General features: G+C 72.5%; 13 protein-coding genes and 1 pseudogene. 11 read left to right on the top strand and 3 right to left on the bottom strand.

What is annotated here, in order from left to right:
• Both VGC13_RS12070 and VGC13_RS12065 read right to left on the bottom strand, forming a co-directional pair.
• Positions 1-882, bottom strand: a pseudogene (locus VGC13_RS12070) (hypothetical protein); the annotation flags it as partial.
• Between the two features lie 434 nt (positions 883-1316).
• Positions 1317-1895 (bottom strand): NAD(P)H-dependent oxidoreductase, encoded by a 579-nt coding sequence (locus VGC13_RS12065; RefSeq protein ID WP_331125514.1) that lies wholly within the window; start codon positions 1893-1895, stop codon positions 1317-1319.
• A 120-nt stretch (positions 1896-2015) separates the two neighbouring features.
• Between VGC13_RS12065 and VGC13_RS12060 the strand changes: the two genes are divergently transcribed.
• A complete protein-coding gene (locus tag VGC13_RS12060; RefSeq protein WP_331125513.1) occupies positions 2016-2357 on the top strand; it encodes a helix-turn-helix domain-containing protein in 342 nt (113 codons plus the stop codon).
• 384 nt (positions 2358-2741) lie between these two features.
• A complete protein-coding gene (locus VGC13_RS12055; RefSeq protein WP_331125512.1) occupies positions 2742-3878 on the top strand; it encodes an NUDIX domain-containing protein in 1137 nt (378 codons plus the stop codon).
• Positions 3879-3922: 44 nt separating this feature from the next.
• Here VGC13_RS12055 and VGC13_RS12050 read toward each other — a convergent pair whose 3' ends face one another.
• Positions 3923-4954, bottom strand: a complete 1032-nt coding sequence (locus tag VGC13_RS12050; protein WP_331125511.1) for a hypothetical protein — start codon at positions 4952-4954, stop codon at positions 3923-3925.
• A gap of 198 nt (positions 4955-5152) precedes the next feature.
• Here VGC13_RS12050 and VGC13_RS12045 point away from each other — a divergent pair, with 198 nt between their 5' ends.
• From VGC13_RS12045 to VGC13_RS12005, 9 genes are all read left to right on the top strand, one after another.
• Positions 5153-6367 carry a hypothetical protein gene (locus VGC13_RS12045; RefSeq protein ID WP_331125510.1) on the top strand — a complete coding sequence of 405 codons (1215 nt, stop codon included), beginning with the start codon at positions 5153-5155 and terminating at the stop codon, positions 6365-6367.
• A 229-nt stretch (positions 6368-6596) separates the two neighbouring features.
• Positions 6597-7370: an isochorismatase family protein gene (locus tag VGC13_RS12040; RefSeq protein WP_331125509.1), complete on the top strand. Its 774-nt coding sequence runs from the start codon at positions 6597-6599 to the stop codon at positions 7368-7370.
• 426 nt (positions 7371-7796) lie between these two features.
• A complete protein-coding gene (locus VGC13_RS12035) occupies positions 7797-8324 on the top strand; it encodes an O-acetyl-ADP-ribose deacetylase (protein ID WP_331125508.1) in 528 nt (175 codons plus the stop codon).
• A 109-nt stretch (positions 8325-8433) separates the two neighbouring features.
• Positions 8434-9045: a hypothetical protein gene (locus VGC13_RS12030; RefSeq protein ID WP_331125507.1), complete on the top strand. Its 612-nt coding sequence runs from the start codon at positions 8434-8436 to the stop codon at positions 9043-9045.
• Between the two features lie 227 nt (positions 9046-9272).
• Positions 9273-11852, top strand: a complete 2580-nt coding sequence (locus VGC13_RS12025) for a response regulator (RefSeq protein ID WP_331125506.1) — start codon at positions 9273-9275, stop codon at positions 11850-11852.
• The gene (locus tag VGC13_RS12020; protein WP_331125505.1) at positions 11849-12226 is read left to right on the top strand and encodes a response regulator; all 378 of its coding nucleotides are present in this window, start codon (positions 11849-11851) and stop codon (positions 12224-12226) included. The genes VGC13_RS12025 and VGC13_RS12020 overlap by 4 nt, the downstream gene beginning before the upstream one ends.
• Positions 12227-12308: 82 nt before the next feature.
• Complete coding sequence (locus VGC13_RS12015; protein ID WP_331125504.1) at positions 12309-14807, top strand: response regulator; 2499 nt, start codon at positions 12309-12311, stop codon at positions 14805-14807.
• Positions 14808-14963: 156 nt separating this feature from the next.
• A complete protein-coding gene (locus tag VGC13_RS12010) occupies positions 14964-16022 on the top strand; it encodes a HEAT repeat domain-containing protein (RefSeq protein WP_331125503.1) in 1059 nt (352 codons plus the stop codon).
• Positions 16019-17476, top strand: coding sequence for a glycosyltransferase (locus VGC13_RS12005; RefSeq protein ID WP_331125502.1), 1458 nt, complete (start codon positions 16019-16021; stop codon positions 17474-17476). The genes VGC13_RS12010 and VGC13_RS12005 overlap by 4 nt, the downstream gene beginning before the upstream one ends.
• The last annotated feature ends 207 nt before the right edge of the window (positions 17477-17683 follow it).

The raw sequence follows: 17683 nt of genomic DNA, 5'->3' as shown, positions 1-17683 counted from the left end.
CTGGCCGTGCGCGTTGATGGCGTTGGCGCGGCTGCTGGCCCCGCCCAGCGTTCCCAGGTCCACCATCCCGCCGCCCGGGGTCCAGAGAAACGCGTGGAACGCCGCGTTGCCCGCAAGGTCCGACTGGCCCACCACCTGCCCCGCCTCGTTCATGTCGGCGGGCTCCGTGCCTGCTCCTCCCAGCGTTCCCAGGTCCTGCATGGCCCCGTTCTGCCAGAAGAAGCCGCGGGGGCCCGACGTGCCGGTGACCTGCCGGGCGTTGTTGATCCGCACCGCGTCGGTGTTCCCCTGGCCGGGGAGCGTCCCCAGCGGGATGGCGGCATTCTGCGCCGTCCACAGGACCGCCCCTCCCACGATGTCCCCGGCATCGTTGATGGCGCGGCCCCCGCCAGGGCCCCAGCTTGTTCCCTGCGCCCGTGACCAGCGGTACGGACCGGTGGGGATGTCGGGGTCCACGCCGCCGGGGTCGGTCCAGCCGGTCGCCACGCCGGCGTCGTTGATGGCCGTGGCGAAACCCCGGATCCCGTAGCAATACCGGCCGTCCGGCGTGTCCTCACACCATGTTCCGCCCGCGATCACGTCCATCCCCCCTCCCGGCTCCCAGACGAAACCGATTTCGAAGCCCTCGGCCGCGAAGGTGTGCCCGACGATCTGTCCCGCATCGTTCATGTCCTGTACGAACATCGGTTCCCCATCGCCGGGGTCGCCCAGTTCGGTTTCGGTGGCGCTGGCCCCCAGCCGGGGCCCGCCCGCCCAGCCCAAGGTGCTCGTGGGGTCGTCCACGCAGCCGGCGCCGAGCAGAAGCGCGGCGAGCGCCGTGGTACGGAGCAGGTGGCGCGCCGTGGAACCGTGCGGAGAAAGCAGAATGGAGGGGAGGGACATCGGAGCCTCCGGAGAACAGCGGAAGGGCACTGCGATAAAGAAAGACGCACGCCGCATCCTAAACGCCAATTAGCGAAGCAGCAAGCTTCTCGTCCCGGCATCCGGCCCGACCCTCCGCAAACGGTTGAAGCCCCGCCCGGCCGATGAGCGGACGGGCGAGGCTTCCGGTAATTCATCCTCCGGGGTGTTGGCCGAGCGGATACCCCGTTTGCGGCAGGAGGTGAGGGCGTACGGAATGCCGACCTGCTTTGCCGAGCTGTTTCGGCCCGTGACGGAACGCTCCGCGGAGGGAGACGGGCGGGCCCGCGCCGTCTCCATCCATCATCGTTGTTCTCCGTCCGCGGTTCAGGCTCCCGTGAACGAGGGGATCCTGTTCAATGACGGAGATCATGCAATCCCCCCGGCCGGATCCGCCGGCCGGGGGAGACGAGCGACTACGCGCGGGCGGCTTCGCGCAGCGGCCGCAGCGCGCCGGCCCACCGGCCCAGCTCGTCCAGCATGCCGCGGGCGGCCTTCGCCTGCGTCTCGCCCGGGTCGAACACGCCGGTGTCCGCGTTCAGGTGCTGGCTGTAGAAGGGGATGGCGACCGCTTCGGGCACCGGCATCATGCGCAGCGACGTGACGAGCTGCTTGGTCATCTGCACGCCGCGCAGGCCGGCGCTGACGCCGCCGTAGCTTACGAATCCCACCGGCTTGTACGCCCACTCGTGCACCAGGTACTGCAGCGCGTTGGAAAGCGCGGCGGGGGTGGCGAAGTCGTACTCCGGCGTCACGAAGACGTAGGCGTCGGCCTGGTCCACCCGTTCGCTCCACGCGCGGGTGTGCGCATGCTCATACTGCCGCAGCCGCGGATGCACCGATTCGTCGAACAGCGGCAGCGCCACCTCCTTCAGGTCCACCACCTCCACGTCGAAGCCCGCGTGCGCGCGCGCCTGCTCCACGAACCATGCGGCCACGGTGGGCCCGGCACGGCCTTCGCGCGTGCTCGCGATGACTACCTGCAGCTTCGGCATGCGACTCCCCCCTAGAGTTGGTGCGGCCGCGGACACGCGGCCACTGGTATGAAATCAATAGTTAGTATATTATAGTAACTTGTTGGATGCGTCAACGTCCCCCGATCCCTCCTGAGCGGCATGAGCGACCACGAGCGGAGCTTCTGCTCCACCTTTCACCGGGCCGTCGAGCTGGTGGGGCGGCGCTGGGCGGGGGCCATCATCCAGACCCTGGCGCAGGGCCCCACGCGCTTTGCCGCCATCCGCGCCACGGTGCAGAACGTCACGCCGCGCATGCTGGCGGAGCGGCTGCGCGAGCTGGAGGCGGAAGGGGTGGTGGAGCGGCGGGTGATCGACGGACGTCCGCCGGGCGTGGAGTACTCGCTGACGCCGATGGGGCGGGAGCTGGCGGAGGCGCTGCGGCCGCTTTCGGCCTGGGCGCACCGGTGGATGGAGGGGGAGGGTGAGCGGGTGAGCGGGTGAAGGGGTGAAGGGGTGAGGTAGGGGCGGGCTCGGTGCGACCCGCGGGCGCCCCCTCCGCTCGCGTAGGCTCGCACCTCCCCCGAAACTGCCGGGGGAGGGTGGGGTGGGGCAGGGGGCGGGGTGCTTAGGAGGGGGTGGAGCGGGATGGTGGGCGGCCCCTCTCCGGCCTCTCCCCCGCAAACTGCGCGGGGGAGAGGTGACGCGACCCACAGCGTCCGGAGCGGGATCGAATTCTCCCCTCTCCGTGAGGAACGAACGGGGAGGGGCCGGGGGAGGGGCACCCCGCCGACGCTTCTCCGCCGTTCCCTCTTGCGCGCGTACGTCCCGCAGGCGTAGTTCTCGCGCCGAGAACGCCGGCCGGTCTTCCCTCCCGCGACGAGCACCGTGAGCGACGAAGTCAAAGTTCCCGTGGACGGGCCCGTGCCCGAGTGGGCCATGCGGTACAACGCCAGCGACTACCCGCCCCACGCCGTCACCGGCGACGCGGTGGCGCTGGCGCTGGACACCGCCGGCGCGCCCTGCACCCTGCGCGCACTGCTGGTGGAGCGCGGCGGTGTGCCGTACCACGGGCTGGACGCGTGGCCCGGCGGCTTCATGGAGTGGAACGCGGACCACGACACGCGCCAGGCCGCCATCCGCGAGCTGCGCGAAGAAACCGGCGTGGAGGCGCCGGAGTTCGTGGAGGCGCTGGGCAGCTACAGCCGCAACGGCCGCGACCCGCGCCAGTTCGCCGGCTACCGCGACCAGGCGACGGGCGAGTGGATTGCCCGCGGCGCGCGCGTGACCACGGCGGCGTACCTGATGCTGACCCGCGACCCGCACGGCGTCTCGGCCCCGGCCGGCGCGGACGACGCGGCGCGGGCGCACTGGGCCGACGTGTACGACTACCTGCCGTGGGAAGACCTGCGCGACGAGGGCCGGCTGGCGCGGCTGCGGCGCGTGGTGGAGGCGCTGGACGGGTGGGCGCACACGGCGCCGGACGGGGTGGAGCGGGTGCGCGAGCTGTTCGGCCTGCGCGAGTGGAACGAGGAGCGCACGCCCGAGCGCTGGGCGCTGCTGATGGAGGCGGGACTGGTTCCCGAGGCGCGGCGCGACCGCTGGGGGACGGTGCAGGCGCGGGCGGAGGACGCGCTGTTCGGACGCGAGATGGCCTTCGACCACCGGCAGATCCTGGCCGACGCGCTGGGCCGGGTGCGCGGCAAGATCAAGTACACCCCCGCCGCGCTGATGGCCCTTACCGGCCCCGAGGCCACGCTGGACGAGCTGCAGGCCGCCTGCGAGGCCATCGCCGGGCGGCCGCTGCACCGCTCCAACTTCCGGCGCGCGGTGGCGCCCGCGGAGCACGGCAAGTCGCGCGCGCCGCGCATCGTGGCCCGCACGGGCACGCGGCGGCCGCGCCAGGGGCGCGGGCCGGGGGTGGCGCCGGAACTGTACCGCTTTCTTCCCGAGGCCATGCGCGCGCGGCTGGACACCTCCATCCGCTTTCCCTGGCTGCACCTGGCCCCGGACGACAGCGCGTGAGCGGGCATCGGGCGCCCGGGCTCCGGAGCGCGAACCCCGCCGGGTCAGCGCCGGCGGGGCACCGCTTCTTCCAGCACGCGCGTGGCGAGATCCTCTGCCTCGCCGGGACGCAGCGGAACGGCCCCGGCGAGCAGCGCGTGAAAGGTGGCGCCCTCCTGCAGCCGCGCCTTCCACTCCACCCCCAGCCGGTCCAGCAGAATCCCGATCGCGGCGCCCGTACCGTACACGCGCGCCCGCAGCAGCCAGCGAGCGTCCGGTACGTCCAGGGGCGTGGACAGGTGGTCCCGGACCACGGCGGCCACGCGGTCCGGGCCCGATCCGTCGCTGATGGCCGCCGCGGTCACCCCGGCGAGGTACGCGCTTCCCTCGATGCGCTCCAGGTGCAGCTCCTCCTCCCGCACGCTCGCGGCGGCGGCGGAGTACCGCCGCGCGCGCACCGCCAGGTACCCGCGGAGAACGTGCTCCAGGGAGTCGCGCGGGACGGCCAGGGCCCGCGCGAGCTGCCGCCGCTCCACCTCGGCGAGCGCGGCGAACCACGGGTCCGAGGCAGACCGTGCGTCGAAGGCAACGTCCTCGCGGGCGGGGGGCGCAAAGTGGTCCAGCTGAAAGGCGTGAAAGGCCTCGTGGACGAGGAATTCGATGGTCGCCGCGGGGTTCTCCTTCAACGGCACGGCCGTGAGCCGCGACCCGGCGACGGGCACGCGCAGGTCGAACGCGAAGCCCCTGCTGGAGTTCAGCCCCGGCACCTCCCCGCGGGCCAGGTACGCCCGCCCCCGCAGCGCCCGGGGCACGCCGCGGGGGGGAAGCGGGCTGTACACCGAGTCCGGCGCTCGCTCGGAAACCAGCAGCACGGCCTGGTGCGGCTGCGCCAGGATGAAGCCGTGGCGCGGCGACCAGAACCCGGGCCAGAGCCGCGCGATGGCCGGAGAGGCGAGGGCAAGGCGGTTCCCCGTCTCCAGGAGCGCCGGGTCGCCGGTCCCGGGTCCGGGAGCCGCGGACGGTTGTTGGGCTGCGCACCCGCTCCCCAGGAGAACCAGCGCGGCCCATGCGGCGGCACGCCTGCAGTGTACGGTCATGTGTCTGGTCTGTGGCAAGGCGCGCGGACCGGCGGTGGCCGTACAGGAACACTTCGCGGCACCGGCCGGTTCCCTGGGCCCCGGAGCGCAGCGACGTCTGGCGCCGCCGCCCCGCACGTCACCCTTGACGGCGTGGTGCGCGGATATTATTCTCATTTCGAGTACGATGGTTGAACGTCATCCCAACTCCGGCGGACGATGAACGGAACCCCTGACGATGCCGCGCAGCGCGAACTGGCGCTTCACGAGGGACTGCGCGGCTATCCGTGCGAGATCTTTCAGTTCGACCCCCGCATTCGCGCGGGGTGGCTGTCGGACCGCTACTTCGTGCGCACGGCCAACACGCTGCGCCACGCGGGGTGCGACCCCGTGGTCACCATGCAGGTGTTCGCCAAGCGGCGCGGCGTGCTGGCCGGCGTGTACGAGGCCGTGCGCCTGCTGCAGACGCAGCTGGCGCCCGGCTTCGACTTCGCGGAGCTGCAGATCGACACCCTGCTCGAGGGTGACACCATCAACCGGGGCGGCGACGAGGACTGGGAGCCGGTGATGCATGTCACCGGGCGCTACGGCGGGTTCGCGCACCTGGAGACGCCGCTGCTGGGCGTGCTGGCGCGCCGCAGCCTGGTGGCGTCCAACACCCGCACGGTGGTGGACGCGGCGCGCGGCAAGCCCATCATCTTCATGGCGCCGCGCCACGACGACTGGCGCGTGCAGACGCCGGACGGCTACGCGGCGCAGGTGGGCGGCGCGGCCAGCGTAAGCAGCGACGCGGCGGGCGCGTGGTGGGGCGCGCGGGGCGTGGGAACCATGCCCCACGCGATGATCGCCGCCTTCAACGGCGACACCGTGGCGGCCACGCTGGCCTTTGCGCGCTACCTGCGCGACGAGGAGCCTGACGTGCAGGTGATGAGCCTGGTGGACTACGACAACGACTCGGTGGAGACGTCGCTGGCCGTGGCCCGGGCGGTGCGCGCGGAGTTCGGCGACGGCGTGCTGACGGGCGTGCGGGTGGATACCAGCGAGCGGCTGATCGACCAGTCGCTGATCGGCGATCCGCAGGTGTGGGGGCGCGCCAAGCTGACGGGCGTAAACGCCTACCTTGTCCGCAAGATGCGCGCGGCGCTGGACGCCGAGGGCTTTCACTACGTGGGCATCGTGGTGAGCGGCGGGTTCACGCCCGACAAGATCAGGCACTTCGAAAAGGAAGGCGTGCCCACCACCGCGTACGGCGTGGGGAGCAGCCTCCTTGGGCACAGCCGCGGCGACACCGGCTTGCTGACCGACTTCGACTTCACCGCCGACCTGGTCCGCGTCGACGGCAAGGAAGAGGGCAAGGTGGGCCGGACCTACCGCGACAACCCGCGCCTGGTGCGGCTGGACTGGGCGCGCGCGGACGCGGCGGGGAGTGCGTGAGTGCGGAAGTGCGTGAGTGCGTGAGTGCGTGAGTGCGTGAGTGCGTGAGTGCGTGAGTGCGTGAGTGCGAAAGTGCGAAAGTGCGAAAGTGCGAAAGTGCGAAAGTGCGAAAGTGCGAAAGTGAGTGAGACGATCAAGGGAGTCGGCGGCGGGGCAGGGTGTCCCGAAACCGTGGAAATCCGTGCCCGCTATTCCCTATTCCCTATTCCCTCTTCGGAGGCAACGGCTTATGACGACGCACCCAACCCCCGGCCGTACCGCGAGAATCGGCTGGATCGTGGACGTGCAGAACGACTTCATGCTGCCGCCGGAGCAGGGCGGGCGGCTGTACGTGCACAACCTGTTCGATGGCGGCGAGGACCGCGGCGCCACGCAGATCGTCCCCCGGCTGGTGCGCGCGGCGGAGTGGATGCGCGCCCACTGCGACGCAGTCGTCTACACCGGCGACTGGCACAGCTACGAGGACGAGGAGATCGATCCCGTCGCGCCGGACGCCACGAAGGGCACCTATCCGCCGCACTGCATGGGGCTCGCGGAGGATGCGGGCGAGCGCGAGGGAGCGTTTATCATCCGGGAGATCCGCCCCGCCGATCCCGTCGTCCTGTCCCGCGAGGCGTCGGATGCGGATGCGCGGGACGCCGCTCGGCGCGCGGTGGACGAGCGGCGGCCGGTGTTCATCCAGAAGAGCCGCTTCAGCGTCTTCGAAGGAAATCCCGCGACGGACGCGCTGCTGCATGCGCTGCGCGAGCGGCTGGGCGCGCCGCTGGAGGTGTTCATGATCGGCGTGGCGCGCGACGTGTGCGTCAAGGGCGCCATCGAGGGGATGCTGGACCCGTCGCGCGCCATCCCCGTCACCCTGGTCACCGACGCCACCTGGGGGCTGGGCCTGGAGCCGGAAGCCGAAGGCTTGGCCCGCTGGATGAACGACGGCGCCGCGCTGGTGACCACGCGTGGCCTCGAGTTGCGCGAGAACCAACCGGAGCGCGTCGCCGCCGCGGCGTGATCCGGTGGCATGACCCGGCGGCGACACGGGGGAGGCGGCGTCGTAACCGCGTAACGTGCGCGGAACCGGGCCGCGTTGCCTCGCCCATTCCCCGGGTTGAAACCCGGGGCTGGAAATGCCAGAAGCCCCGCCCTGGGCTCGCGGAGCTCGCCCGGCGGGGCTTCACCTGCTCGTTACGGCGGCGCCGGCGCGGCGGGCAGGCTCCGTGTGCATGGGCGAAAGAGTCCCCGCTCGGACCTGGCCCACGCGAGCGGTTGAAGCCCCGTTTTGTGAGGAACGAGCAAAGACGGGGCTTATGGCCCTTCCAGCCCCGGGTTTCAACCCGGGTTTGCTTTAACCGGCGTTTGCTTTAGCCCGGCGTTTGCCTCGTCACCCGTGCGATCCGCCACCCGGCATCCATCCGCCATTCCAACCCCGTCTTTGACCATGACGCAATCCCTCGCCGGCCGCATCGAAGTCGTCCAGGGCGACATCACCAAGCTGGACGTGGACGCCATCGTGAACGCCGCCAACACGTCGCTGCTGGGGGGCGGCGGGGTGGACGGGGCCATTCACCGCGCGGCCGGCCCGGAGCTGGTGCAGGAGTGCCGGATGCTGGGCGGATGCAAGGTCGGACAGGCCAAGGTCACGGGGGGATACGGGCTCCCCGCGCGGTGGGTAATCCATACCGTGGGGCCGGTATGGCAGGGCGGTGGAGAAGGCGAGGACGATCTGCTGGCGAGCTGCTATCGCGAGTCGCTCAAGATCGCGCGCGACAAGCAGTTGCATACGGTCGCCATCCCCGCGGTCAGCACCGGGGTGTACCGCTTTCCGGTGCATCGCGCGGCCCGCATTGCGGCCCGCGAGACGGCCGCCTTTCTGGCCGCAAACCCCCTTCCCGAGCGGGTGATGCTGGTGTGCTTCGGCGCCGACTCTTACACAGAATACTTGACGGCGGTGCAAGAATCGGTTTAAATGTCCCCCACACGGCAACATTGCAGCCCCACTGCACCCACCCACGCCCGCCGCACGGCCGCATTCGCACGCCCGTGCAGGGCTGATCCGCCGCAAGGGAGACCACCCGATGGAAGACCTCAGACAGGTCAAAGAGCTGCTCGACGAGATCAACAGCGCAATATCGAGCTACGATCCCGTCCTCAAGGAGCACGCGCGCGACCTCCTGCTGGAGCGCGCCTTCGGCACGCAGACGCGCGCCCGCCGCGCGCCGCAGCCCGCCGCCGCCCGCGGCGAGTCCGGCGCCGGCGCGCAGGACGACGAGGGGGGCGAGGGCGGCGAGGAGCAGCCGCGCCGCCGCCCCGGCCGCCCCAAGGGCAGCGGCACCGGCCGCCGCGGGCCCCGCGGCGGCATGGCCATGCCCGCCCTGCTGGGGCAGTGGACCCCCGAGACCATGGCCGAGCGCGCGCTGATGGGCGCGTACACCCTGTCGCGCGGCAAGGCCGACAAGACCGTCACCAGCCAGGCCATCAACGCCGAGCTCAAGCGCGCCGGCATCCCGGTGCCCAACATCACCCGCGCCATCGAGTCCAACCTGCGCGCCAAGCCGCCCCTGATGGTGCAGAAAAAGAAGATGGGCACCACCCGCCAGGCCCGGAAGCAGTACGCCATCACCCCCGAGGGGGTGGAGTTCGTGGAAAGCAAGCTGCAGGGCAACGGCGGGGGCGGCGACGAGGAGTAGCCCTCTCGCGCCGTTTCCCCGCCCGTCCGCCGCACCCGCGCGCCCCCGCCGTACCCTTCGGCGGGGGCGCGCGTTTTTGAGTATGAACCTTGCCTGCACCCGCCCGGCAGTCCTCCCGATCCCCCGCCCGACAACTTTGTGCAAAGGTTGACGGGTGGTCCGTTGCGCGCCAGAATAGCGTTTTGTCCCTTTCGGGCGCCGCCGCGGCGCCCCGCGACCGGATGTCGATGACCGCCACCGCTCCCACGGGATCGCGCCGTTTCTTACTTTACTTCGCCATCCTGCTGGCGCTGGTGGTGGTGCTGGTGGGGCTGGCGCAGGCCACGTTCCGCGAGCTGTCGTCCGCCAACCGGTGGAGCCTGCACACCTACGAGGTGCTGGCGTCCACCAACGCGGTGCAGGAGGGGCTGGCCGAGATGGAGGCGGGGTTCCGCGGCTACGCCCTGACCCGCGACCCCCGCTTTTTGCGCCAGTGGCAGTCCGGCGTGCAGACGCTGCGCGAGCAGGAACAGGGGATCCGCCGGCTGACGGTGGACAACCCCACCCAGCAGGTGCGGCTGGACAGCGCCGAGGCGGCGGTGCGCGAGTGGATGACGCTGCAGGTGCGCTCCGGCGTGCTGCGGCCGGCCACGTCGCGCGAGGCGGCGCTGGCGGCGGGGGCGGACCTGGCCGGCACCGCCGCGCGCAGCGGCGCGGTGGCGCGCGCGCGCAGCGCCCTGAACCAGGTGGAGGCCACCGAGAGCGCCCTGCTGCGCCGCCGCGCGGCGCGGGCGGCGGCGCTGGAGCGGCGCACCGGGGTGCTGCTGCTGGCCGGCTCGCTGCTGGCCGTGGCGCTGGCCCTGGCCACGGCGGCGCTGGTGCAGCGCCGCACCGCACGGCTGGCGCAGGTGAACCGCGCGCTCGAGGCCGAGGTGCACGAAAAGGTGCTGGCGCGCGACGCGCTGGCCCGCCTGAGCCGGCAGAACGAGCTGATCCTCGAGGCCACCGCCGAGGGCATCTACGGCATCGACCCCCACGGTTACACCCTGTTCCTGAACCCCGCCGCCGCGCGGATGCTGGGCGCCGGCACCGACGAGGTCATCGGCCGGCCGTTCGAGGCGGTGCTGGGGATGGGCGCGGGCGAGGCCGGCGGCGAGGGGGTGAACGCCGTGCGCGCCACCCTGTCCACCGGCACCGCGCGCGAGGTCAAGGACGCCGCCTTCCGCCGGACGGACGGCAGCTCGTTCCCGGTGGAGTACACCAGCACCCCCATCGTGGAAGCGGGGCAGATCACCGGCGCCGTGGTCAGCTTTCGCGATGTGACCGAGCGGCGCGAGGTGGACCGGCTCAAGGACGAGTTCGTCTCGGTGGTGAGCCATGAGCTGCGCACCCCGCTCACCTCCATCCGCGGCTCGCTGGGGCTGCTGGCCGCCGGCAAGCTGGGCGAGGTGCCCGAAAAGGGGCGGCGCATGCTGGACATCGCCGTGCAGAACACCGACCGGCTGGTGCGCCTCATCAACGACATCCTCGACATCGAGCGCATCGAGTCGGGCCGGGTGACCATGGAGCTGCGCCCCGTGGACGCGGCCGAGCTGGCCCACCAGGCCGTGGACGTCATGCAGGCCATGGCCGAAAAGGCCAGCGTGCGGCTGTACGCCTGGGCCGACCGCCAGCCCATGGAGGCCGACCCCGACCGCATCCTCCAGGTGCTCACCAACCTGCTTTCCAACGCCGTCAAGTTCTCGCCCCCGGGCGGCGAGGTGAGCGTCACCGTCTCGCGCGAGGGGGGAGAGCTGCGCTTCGCGGTGCGCGACCAGGGGCGCGGCATTCCCGCCGACCGGCTGGAGAGCATCTTCGAGCGCTTTCAGCAGGTGGACTCGTCCGACGCGCGCGAAAAGGGGGGCACGGGGCTGGGGCTGGCCATCTGCCGCAGCATCGTGCAGCAGCACGGCGGGCGCATCTGGGCCGAGAGCGTGCCGGGGGAGGGGAGCACCTTCACCTTTACCCTTCCCGTCAGCGTGATGCCGGAGCCGCGGGCGACCGAGACGGTGGAGGGCGACGGGCCGCTGGTGCTGGTGTGCGACGACGACCCGTCGGTGCTCGCCGTGGTGGAAGAGATCCTGCGCGGGTGGGGCTACCGTACCCTCGGGGTGACGGACGGCGACGCGGCCGTGCGCGCGGCCACCCAGCACCACCCGGACGCCATCCTGCTGGACATGATGATGCCCGGGATGACGGGAAGCGACACGCTCAAGGCCCTGCGCCTGCGCCCCGACACCCGCTCCATCCCCGTCGTGATCCTGAGCGCGCTGAAGCCCATGCCGCGGGTGCAGCGCGAGCGCGAGGTGGTGGACTGGGTGGAGAAGCCGTTCCAGGAAGACTCGCTGCTGGCCGCGCTGGAAGAGGCGGTGAGCGTGCGGTGGAAGCCCCGGCGGGTGCTGCTGGTGGAGGACGACCCCGACCTGTCGCGGGTGCTGCTCGAGGTGTTCGGCCGCCACGGCATCGAGGCGCTGCACGCGTCCAGCGGGGTGGAGGCGGTGGAGGCCAGCCGCCGCGCCCCGCCGGACCTGATCGTGCTGGACCTGGGCCTTCCCCACGGCGACGGCTACTGGGTGGTCGAGGCGTTGCGCGGAGAAGAGGCGCTGCGGGGGATTCCCCTGGTGGTCTACACGGCGCGCGAGCTGGAGGAGGACGACCGCGAGCGCCTGCGCCTGGGACACACCGAGTTCCTTACCAAGGGGCGCGTGTCGCCCGACGATTTCGAGAAGCGCGTGGTGTCGCTGCTGAACCGCATCGCGCCCGCGCGCCCCACGACGAACGCATCATGAGCCGGAAGATCCTGCTGGTGGACGACGAGGACGACATCCGCGAGGTCGCGCAGATGTCGCTGGAGATGACCGCCGGGTGGGAGGTGATCGCCGCCCCCTCCGGCGCCGAGGCGCTGCGGCTGGCGCAGAGCGAGCGGCCCGACGCCATCCTGCTGGACGTGATGATGCCGGGGATGGACGGCCCCGCCACCGCGCGCGAGCTCAAGGCGCGCCCCGAGACGGCGGACATCCCCATCGTGCTGCTGACCGCCAAGGTGCAGGCCGCCGACCGCCGCCGCTTCGACGACCTGGGGGTGGCCGGCATCCTCAGCAAGCCGTTCGATCCCATGACGCTGGCGGACGAGGTGTCCGGCGTGCTGGGGTGGAGCGGGTGATGCCGCTCCAGGTTCCGGCCGCGCGCGTCGTGGAGAGGGGCGCGCGCATCCGCCTCGCTGGCCCGGCGGCGGGAGGGCGGGGATGAAGAACGTCCTGGTGGGCGGGCTGCCGCCGGACGTGCCCGGCTGGCTGGCGCGGCGGCTGCCGGGCGCGACGGTGGAGGACCAGCCCTCGCCCGCCGCGGCGGCCGAGGCGCTGCGCCGCGGCGGCTGGGCGCTGGTGGTGGTGGACGCGTCCTGGCTGGAGCCGGAGCTGGAGGAGGCGCTGCGTGCGCTCCACCGCGCCCCGGACGCGCCGCCCCTGCTGCTGACGGCGCCGGTGGACCGCGACGGCACCGACGCCGTGGCCTTCGACGGCATTCGCCCGGCGCGCGTCTTCGCGCACCCGCTGGACCGCGAGGCGCTGGTGCGCGAGGCCGCGGACCGCCTGTCGCGGGGCGGCCCCGCCGGCGAGGGCAGTGGCGGCGGCGGAGGCCAGGCGGCGGCGCTTTCGTCCGCCGTGGCGGGGGTGTGGGCCCGGTACCGCGGGCAGGTGCTGGCGCGGGTGGACGTGCTGGAGGCCGCCGCCATGGGGGTGCTGGAGGGGCGGCTGGACCGCGAGGGGCGGCGCGAGGCGGAGCGCGAGGCGCACAAGCTGGCGGGCTCGGTGGGCACCTTCGGCTTCGCGGAGGGCTCGCGGCTGTCGCGCGAGGCCGAGGCGCTGCTGGCCGGCCCCACCGCGCTGGGCCAGGCCGAGGCGCTGCGGCTGGCGGACCTGGCCGTCGCCATCCGCCGCGAGCTGACGGCCACCCCCGCCGCGCCCGCGCCCTCCCGGCCGCCGCCGCCGTCCGCGTCCCCCGAAACCGCCGCATCGGGCGAATCGTCCCCTCCCGCGGGAGCGGAGGGACGCGCGGGCGCGGCGGAGGGGGCGGGGACGGCGCCCGCGCAGGCGCCCGGGCCCACCCTGCTGATCGTGGACGCCGACCGCGACACGGCGGACCGGCTGGCCATGGAGGCCTCGGCGCGGGGGATGCGGCCGGCGGTGGCGCAGGGGAGCGCCGAGGCGCGCCGCGTGCTGGAGCGGACGCGCCCCGACGTGGCGCTGCTCGACATCTCCGTGGACGGGGGGATGGAGCTGCTGCGCGCGCTGTCGGACCGCTTTCCGCCCGTGCCCACCATCGCCTTTACCCGCAGCGACGCCTTTACCGACCGGGTGGAGGTGGCGCGGCTGGGCGGGCGCGGGTTCCTGCGCAAGCCGCTGGCGCCCGCGCGGGCCATCGACGCCGTGGAGCCGCTGCTGCGCGCGGACGAGGCGCGCGAGGCGGCGGTGCTGGCCGTGGACGACGACCCGGCGATTCTCGAGGCGGTGCGCTTCGTCCTGGAGCCGCACGGCGTGCGGGTGCACACGCTGAGCTCGCCCGAGCGCTTCTGGGAGGTGCTCGAGGCGTCCGCGCCCGACGTGGTGCTGCTGGACGTGGACATGCCGCGGGTGAACGGGCTGGAGCTGTGCCGGGTGCTGCGCAACGACCCGCGGTGGAAGTCCGTCCCCGTGGTCTTCCTTACCTCGCGCACCGATCCCACCACGGTGCAGGAGGTGTTCGCCGCCGGGGCCGACGACTTCGTGGGCAAGCCGTTCGTGGGCCCCGAGCTGGGCGCCCGCATCCAGAACCGCCTGGAGCGGGTGCGGCTGCAGCGCTCGCTGGCCGAGACGGACGCGCTGACGGGCGTTCCCAACCGGCGCGGCAGCGAGGAGGTGCTGGAGCGCTTTCTTCGCCTGGCGGCGGTGCAGGGGGAGCCCATGGCCTTCGCCGTGGTGGACCTGGACTGCTTCAAGGCCGTCAACGACCGCTGCGGCCACGCCGTGGGCGACGAGGTGCTGGCCCGCGTCGCGCGGCTGCTGCAGAAGCGCTTCTGGGCGCAGGACGTGGTGGCGCGCTGGGGGGGCGAGGAGTTCGTGGTGGGGATGTACGGGATGGACAAGGCCGACGGCGTGCAGCGCCTGGCCGAGGCGCTGGAGGGGCTGCGCGAGGAGCAGTTCGGCGCGCCGGACAAGGAGCCGTTCCGGGTCACCTTCAGCGCCGGCGTGGCCGAGTTCGGCCCGGACGGGCGCGACCTGGCCTCGCTGTACCGCGCGGCCGACGCGGCCATGTACGCCGCCAAGGAGGCCGGCCGCGACCGCGTGCTCCCCGCCGGGTGGAGCCCCGGCGACGCCGAGGGGCCGCGCACCGTGGACGTGCTGGTGGTGGAGGACGACCCCGCCATCGCGCGCCTGCTGCAGCACGCGCTGGAGACGCGCGGGCTGCGCCACGAGTGGGTGGCCAACGGCCAGCGGGCGGCCACGCTGCTCACCGGCACCTCGCCCGAGCTGCGCGCGAAGGTGGTGCTGCTGGACGTGGACCTTCCCGGGCTGGACGGCCTGGGGGTGCTGCGCCTGCTGGCGGCCGAGCGGATGCTGGAGCGCACGCGGGTCATCATGCTCACCGTGCGCACGCACGAGGCCGAGGTGGTGCGGGCGCTGGAGATCGGCGCCTTCGACCACGTCTCCAAGCCCTTCAGCGTCCCCGTCCTCCTGCAGCGCATCCGCCGCGCCCTGCGTACGTGACGAGCTGATGACGTCCCGGATGATCGAGAACTGCCTTGCCTCACACAAAGTCAGCAGAGTCAACGGAGCAGCCGGTGGAACGGGAACTCTGCTCACTCTGCTGACTCCGTGTGAGGCCTTTCTTCTTGTGAGTTCGATGTGCTCGAGAGTGCGTGAATGACGGCGCGGGACCTGGTGGAGTCGGCGCTGATCGCCGAAGGGGTGATCCTGTTCCTGTCGCTGCTGATCCTGTTTGGCCACGCCGCGGTGGCGCACCGCCGCGAGCGCCGGTGGACGGTGCCGCTGGAGAAGGGGCGGCGCGGCCTGCTGGACGTGGTGCGCACCGGCCGGCTGACCAAGGGCGACGAGCAGCTGCTGCGCGCCCTTCCCGTGCGCCTGCAGGTGCGGCTGTTCACCGAGCTGGTGCCCAGCATCACCGGGCAGAGCCGCGAGCACCTGGCGCGGCTGGCGCAGGAGACCGGCCTGGTGTCGGTGGCGGAGCGGATGGCCGCCGCGCGCGACTGGCGCGACCGGCTGCACGGCGTGCGCCTGCTGGCCGCGGTGGGCGGCGGGGCCGCCATCGTCCCCCCGCTGATGGACGACCCGCACCCCGCCGTGCGCGCCGAGGCGGTGGAGTGGGCGGGGTCCAACCCCACCCCCGAGCTCATCGACGGGCTGGTGCGGGCGCTGCCGCGCACCGACCGCTACGGCAGCTTCGTGGTGCGCGACTCGCTGCTGCGCGTGGGCGCCGACGTCATCCCCCCGCTGGTGCGCTACCTGGAAAAGCACAACGGCAGGAACGCCGAGCCGGCGCTGGACGTGGCGGCCGGGCTGCCCGACCTGCGCTTTGCCGCCGTGGCGCTGCGCCTGTGCCGCGACCCGCTGCCGCACGTGCGCGCCCGCGCCGCCGCCCTCGCCGGCGCCCTGGGGAGTGAAGAGGCCGTGGGCGAGCTGCAGCGCCTGGTGCACGACGAGGACGCCGAGGTGCGCGCCGCCGCCGCCGCCGGCCTGGGGCGGCTGGGGCACTGGCCCTCCGCCCCGGTCATCGCGCCGCTGCTGCGCGACCGCGCGTGGATCGTCCGCAGCCAGGGCGCGCTGGCGCTGCGGGCGCTGGGGAGCCCGGGGCAGCTGTACCTGCGCAAGAGCCTGGGCGACGAGGACCCCTTCGCGGCCGACATCGCGCGGCAGGTGCTGGACCTCCCCGAGTCGTCGGTCGAGCGGGAGCGCTGGACGTGAGCGGCGCGGAGTTCGCCACGCTGGTGCTGGTGCGGCTGGAGTGGGCGATCCTCGTCTACTTTCTGCTGGTCAACGGCTGGTACATGCTGCTGCTGACCAGCGCCGGCATCGAGATGCGCGAGTACGTGATGCTGGCCCGCGGCCGGGCCCGCTGGCGGCTGATGGGCTCGCGCGTGGTCCCCAGCATCAGCATGCTGGCGCCGGCGTACAACGAGGGCGCCACCGTCGCCGAGAGCGTGCGGGCGCTGCTGGCGCTGTTCTATCCCAACCTCGAAGTGGTCGTCGTCAACGACGGGTCCAAGGACAACACCATGCAGGTGATGGTCGACACCTTCGACCTGTCCCCCATCCATCCCATCTACCAGAAGCGCATCCCCTCCAAGCCGGTGGTGGGCGTCTACCGCTCGCGGCTGTACCCCAACCTGGTCGTCATCGACAAGGCCAACGGGGGCAAGGCGGACGCGCTGAACGCCGGCCTGAACTTCGCCACGGGCGAGCTGGTGTGCGCCATCGACGCCGACACGCTCATCGAGCCCGATTCGCTGCAGCGCATGGTGCGGCCCTTCCTGGAGCGCACCGACGTGGTGGCGGCGGGGGGGACGATCCGCATCGCCAACGGCTCCATCGTGGACGGCGGGCGGGTGACGCGGGCCCGTGCGCCGCGGCAGCTGCTTCCCGGCTGCCAGGTGGTGGAGTACCTGCGCGCCTTTCTGTTCGGGCGGCTGGGGTGGAACCGGCTGGGCGGCAACCTGATCATCTCCGGCGCCTTCGGCCTCTTTCGCCGCGCCTCCATGCTGGCGGCGGGGGGCTACGAGCACTCCACGGTGGGCGAGGACATGGAGCTGGCGCTGCGGCTGCGGCGTATCGGCTACGAGCAGAAGGGCCCGCACGTCATCGCCTTCGTCCCCGACCCCGTGGCGTGGACCGAGGCGCCGGAAACCGCGCGCGTCCTCGGCCGCCAGCGCGACCGCTGGCACCGCGGCCTGGCCGACGTCCTCTGGCGCCACCGCAGGGTGATGTTCAACCCGCGCTACGGGGCCATGGGGATGGTGGTGTTTCCCTACTTCGTCATCGTGGAGCTGATGGCGCCGGTGGTGGAGGCGGTGGGGCTCATCGGGCTGATCCTGGGGATCTGGATCGGCGCCATCGACGTCCCCTTCGCCATCCTCTTCTTCCTGATGGCGTACGGCCTGGGCTCGGTGCTCACGGTGATGACGCTGGTGATGGAGGAGGCGTCGTTCCACCGCTACGACAGCTTCAAGGACCGGTTGATCCTGGTGCTGTGGGCGTTCGTGGAGAACCTGGGATACCGCCAGCTCACGGTGGTGTGGCGGCTGCAGGGGATCTGGAAGTACCTGCGCGGCAGCAAGAGCTGGGGCGCCATGGAGCGGAAGGGCTTCGCGGTGAAGGCGATTCAGGCGGCGGTGCCGGAGGAGGGGGCGGGGAAGAAGTAGGTTACAGGGGACAGGTTACAGGGGACAGGGCGCTTCGGAGGGTCCGGAGCGGGGCGCCCCCTCCGCTCGCTTAGGCTCGCACCTCCCCCAAGTTTGGGGGAGGTTGGTTGTGGGGCTGAGAACGGAGCGTCTTCGGAAGGGGTGGAGCGGGATGGTGGGCGGCCCCCTCTCCCGGCCTCTCCCCCGCAAACTGCGCGGGGGAGAGGT

The organism is Longimicrobium sp. (genome assembly GCF_036399255.1).
In the GTDB taxonomy this organism is placed as follows: Bacteria; Gemmatimonadota; Gemmatimonadetes; order Longimicrobiales; family Longimicrobiaceae; genus Longimicrobium.
Note: the sequence above shows the minus strand (reverse complement) of the source record. Positions and strands in the feature narration are given on the sequence as shown.